This window comes from uncultured Oscillibacter sp., from assembly GCF_910584465.1.
Lineage (GTDB): Bacteria > Bacillota > Clostridia > Oscillospirales > Oscillospiraceae > Oscillibacter.
The window spans coordinates 1-4,268 of record NZ_CAJUBK010000111.1 but is presented as its reverse complement, the minus strand read 5'-3'; the positions used below and the strand labels follow the sequence as shown (position 1 = coordinate 4,268).

The window sequence follows — 4,268 nt, the reverse complement described above, 5'->3', positions numbered from 1 at the left end:
CCTGTCGAAAAGACTTTTTCGACAGGCGGCGGACCGCCCCGCCGCATGATCCATGCGGCGGGGCGGTCCTATGGTGTCAGCGGCCCGGCCTCAGGCGCGTTTCGCCCGGTTGATGGCGGCCAGGATCGCCCGGAGGGGGCACAGGTTGATGTTGTGGGACAAGCCCACGCCCCAGTACCGTTTGCCGGTGCGCTTGTCCTGGAGGAGGATATAGGCCACGCCTTGGGAATCGGAGCCGTCCGTGATGGCGTGGGACGCGTAGTCCAGGAAGGTGAAGCGGTCGATCTTCTCGCCCTGGATGGCGTTGAAGAAGGCGTCGATGGGGCCGTTGCCCTCGCCGGCGACCTCGAACACGGTGTCGGTGTGGCGCAGGGTCCCCTCGAAGGCCACGTGGGAGTGGCCCTCGGCGTCCACGGTCTCCTTGAAGGCGTGCCTGAGGAGCTGGTAGGGCTGCTTGGCTTCGATATACTCCTGATGGAACAGCTCGTTGATGCGCGCGGGGGCGACCTCCTTGCCCACCTTGTCCGTCTCCACCTGGACGATGTGGCCGAACTCCGGCTGCATGGACTTGGGCAGGTCGAAGCCGAAATCGTGCTCCATGATATAGGCCGCGCCGCCCTTGCCGGACTGGGAGTTGATGCGGATGATGGGCTCGTACTCCCGGCCCACGTCGGCGGGGTCGATGGGCAGGTAGGGGATCTCCCAGTGCTCCGTCCCGGAGGTCTTCATATACTGGACGCCCTTGTTGATCGCGTCCTGGTGGCTTCCGGAGAAGGCGGTGAAGACCAGCTTGCCCGCGTAGGGCTGGCGGTCGCCCACGGGCATCTTGGTGCAGCGCTCGTACATCTCCTTGATCTTGTTGATGTTGGAGAAGTCCAGCCCCGGGTCCACGCCCTGGGTGTACATGTTCATGGCCAGGGTCACCATGTCCACGTTGCCGGTCCGCTCGCCGTTGCCGAAGAGGGTGGCCTCCACCCGTTCCGCCCCCGCCAGCAGGCCCATCTCCGTCGTCGCCACGCCGCAGCCCCGGTCATTGTGGGGGTGGAGGGAGATGATGGAGCAGTCCCGGCCGGGGAGCCTGCGGATGAAATACTCCAGCATGTCGGCGAACTGGTTGGGCATGCAGTTCTCCACGGTGGTGGGGAGGTTCAGGATGACCTTGTCCTCCGGCGTGGCGTGGAGGTGGTCCAGGACGGCCTGGCAGATCTCCACGGCATAGTCCATCTCCGTGCCCATGAAGGACTCGGGAGAGTATTCGAACCGGAGGTGCATCCCGGCCTCGATCATGGGCTGGGACATCTCATAGATGAGGTCCGCCGCGTCGGTGGCGATCTTGGTGATGCCGTCGCAGTCCATGTGAAAGACCACCTTCCGCTGGAGGGTGGACGTGGAGTTGTAGAAGTGGAGGATGACGTTCTTCGCGCCCTCGATGGCCTCGAAGGTCTTGCGGATCAGGTGCTCCCGGGCCTGGACCAGGACCTGGATGGTCACGTCGTCGGGGATGTGGCCGCCCTCGATGAGCTCCCGGCAGATCTCATACTCCGTCTCGCTGGCGGAGGGGAAGCCGATCTCGATCTCCTTCACGCCGATGTCCACGAGGGTATGGAAATACTCCAGCTTCTCAGACAGGTTCATGGGGTCGATGAGGGCCTGGTTGCCGTCCCGCAGGTCCACGGAGCACCAGACGGGGGCCTTGGTGATGGCCTTGTCCGGCCAGGTGCGGCCCTGGATGGGCTGGGGCTGGAAGGGGATATACTTTTCAGATCCGGGTCTCATATGGGGTGTCCTCCTTACGAAATATGGCGTTGGATGTGTCAGGGGAAACGGAAACGCCCCCGACTCCTTCGAGTCAGGGGCGTGTGACATACACGCGGTACCACCCTGGTCCAGCGGCCGGTCGCCCGGCAGCCCTCACAGCCTCCAACAAGGCTCCGGCCGATAACGGGGCCGTCCGTCCCGCCCTACTCCGGTTCAGGCGGACCGCTCAGGGGCCAGTCATACACAGGGGTCCTCACACCGGTTCGCAGCGGCCACCGGCTCTCTGAGTGGGGACATCCTGTCTTCCTCCCCTTCATCGCGTTCGTTATGATAGACATCATAGCGGGTCTGGCCGTGTTTGTCAAGATGCTGTCCGAGAAAATCTTGCGATGGAGGTCCCATCCCTTTTCGGCGCTCCGGGACGGGATGGGGACCGCCCTTTTTTCAGATCCCCTCTTGACAAAGGGCCGCTGAGCGTATATAGTGTACTTATCGAACCGGTACGGTAGATACGAAAAGCACGAAGGGAGGCGAGGACATCGACATCCTGATCAGCAACAGCAGCGGCCGGCCCATCTACGAGCAGATCTGCCGGCAGATCAAGGGCCAGATCATGGACGGGAGCCTGGCTGCCGGAGAGGCGCTGCCCTCCATGCGGGCCCTGGCCAAGGAGCTGCACCTCAGCGTCATCACGGTCCAGCGGGCCTATGAGGATCTGACCCGGGACGGCTTCATCGAGACCGTCTCCGGCAAGGGCAGCTTCGTCGCCGCCCAGAACAAGGAGTTCATCCGGGAGGAGCGGCTGCGGGTGGCGGAGGACCTGCTGCGCCAGGCCGCGGACATCGGGCGCTCCAACGGCATCCCGCTGGAGCGGCTGGCGGGCATCCTGGCCCTATTCTACGAAGGAGGGGATCGATAGTATGATCGACAGTATGGGGGACAGCATCCTGGTCCGGGACCTGAGCAAGCAGTTCCCGGGCTTCACCCTGGACCATGTGTCCTTCCGGGTGCCCAGGGGACGGATCGTGGGCTTCATCGGCGAGAACGGCGCGGGGAAGAGCACCACCATCCGCCTGATCTTGAACGGACAGCGGAAAGACGGCGGGACCGTGGAGGTCCTGGGCCGGGACCATACGGACGCCGCGGTGAAGGCCGGCGTGGGCGTGGTGTTCGACACCTGCAGCTTCCCGGAGGTCTTCACGCCCCGGGACGTGGAGCGGGTCCTCTCCGGGGTCTATCCCGCCTGGGACGGCCAGGCGTACCGGGGGTATCTGGAGCGCTTCGGCCTGCCGGAGCGCAAGCGGGTCAAGGCCCTCTCCAAGGGCATGAGGATGAAGCTGGCCATCGCCGCCGCCCTGGCCCACAAGCCCAAGCTGCTGATCCTGGACGAGGCCACGGCGGGGCTGGACCCGGTGGCCCGGGACGAGATCCTGGACCTGCTGCTGGAGTTCATCCAGGACGAGGAGCGGTCCGTGTTCTTCTCCTCCCACATCACCTCGGACATCCAGAAGATCGCGGACTATGTGGTCCTCATCCACCAGGGGAGGATCGTGTTCGAGGAGGAGAAGGACGTCCTCCTGGACCGGTACGGCATCCTCCGCTGTCCCAGGGGCACGGAGGTGGGGCCCGGGGACTACATCGCCCGCCGGGAGACGGGGGTCAGCGCGGAGTACCTGGTCCGGGACCGGGCCGCCGCCGGGAGGGAGCACCCCAAGGCCGTGGCGGACGCCGCGTCCCTGGAGGACATCATGCTGTTTTACATCAAGGGAGAAGCGTCATGAGGGGGATCGTTTACAAGGACCTGTGCCTGTTTTTCAAGGGGATCGACAAATGGCTCCTGCTGGTGCTGGGAGGGCTCCTGGTGCTGTTCGTGGTCCAAGGCGGCGTTCATGCGGGGATGCTGGTCTCCTTCGCCCTGGATATGTTGGTGGGCGTCATGCACGTGGGGGCCCTGGAGAAGGAGGAGGAGACGGCCTGGGGGGACTATCAGCGGACGCTGCCGGTGGGCGCGGGAGAGGTGGTGGCGGGGAAGTATGCCGCGGTCCTGCTGACGGTGCTGGCCGGCGTCGCGGGGGCCGTGGTGTGCGACCTGGCGGCCTTCGCCGTGTACCGGACCTTCCTGCCGGAGGTGCTGAAGCTGTCGGTCTTGCTGGCGGCGGCCATCCCGCTGATCTGGACGGCGCTCGGCCTGCCCTTCTCCTACTGGTTCGGCAGCCGGGTGGCCCAGTACACCAGCATGCCCCTGGCGTTCCTGCTGTTTTTCTCCCTCAGGGATCTTGAGGACGGCAGGTGGGCGGTGGCGGATTTGACCTTCCTGTCGGAAAACTTCGCTCCCGTTTTGCTGATCGGCCTGCTGGCCCTGGCGGGGCTGTTCCTGGCCTCCCTGGCGCTCAGCGCCGCCGGGTACTGCCGCAGACGATAGTATGGATCTTCCGGGCGGAGGCGTGAGCCTCCGCCTCAGCCTGTCGAAAACGTCTTTTCGACAGGCTGAGCAAGTTTTCAGAACTTTC

Annotated in this window: 4 protein-coding genes; 3 read left to right on the top strand and 1 reads right to left on the bottom strand. The window is 64.8% G+C overall.

What is annotated here, in order from left to right; translation table 11 throughout:
- Positions 1-90: 90 nt before the first annotated feature.
- Positions 91-1,776: a 2-isopropylmalate synthase gene (gene leuA / locus QZ332_RS13255; RefSeq protein WP_295766291.1), complete on the bottom strand. Its 1,686-nt coding sequence runs from the start codon at positions 1,774-1,776 to the stop codon at positions 91-93.
- A 520-nt stretch (positions 1,777-2,296) separates the two neighbouring features.
- On the opposite strand from leuA, the gene QZ332_RS13250 reads away from it, so the two are divergent.
- The 3 genes from QZ332_RS13250 to QZ332_RS13240 are packed head-to-tail and all read left to right on the top strand — an operon-like array spanning position 2,297 to position 4,180.
- Positions 2,297-2,677, top strand: coding sequence for a GntR family transcriptional regulator (locus QZ332_RS13250; RefSeq protein ID WP_295766293.1), 381 nt, complete (start codon positions 2,297-2,299; stop codon positions 2,675-2,677).
- A gap of 1 nt (position 2,678) precedes the next feature.
- Entirely contained in the window at positions 2,679-3,539 is an 861-nt protein-coding gene (locus QZ332_RS13245; protein WP_295766289.1) for an ABC transporter ATP-binding protein, read from the top strand.
- Entirely contained in the window at positions 3,536-4,180 is a 645-nt protein-coding gene (locus QZ332_RS13240) for an ABC-2 transporter permease (protein ID WP_295766287.1), read from the top strand. The genes QZ332_RS13245 and QZ332_RS13240 overlap by 4 nt, the downstream gene beginning before the upstream one ends.
- Positions 4,181-4,268: the final 88 nt, after the last annotated feature.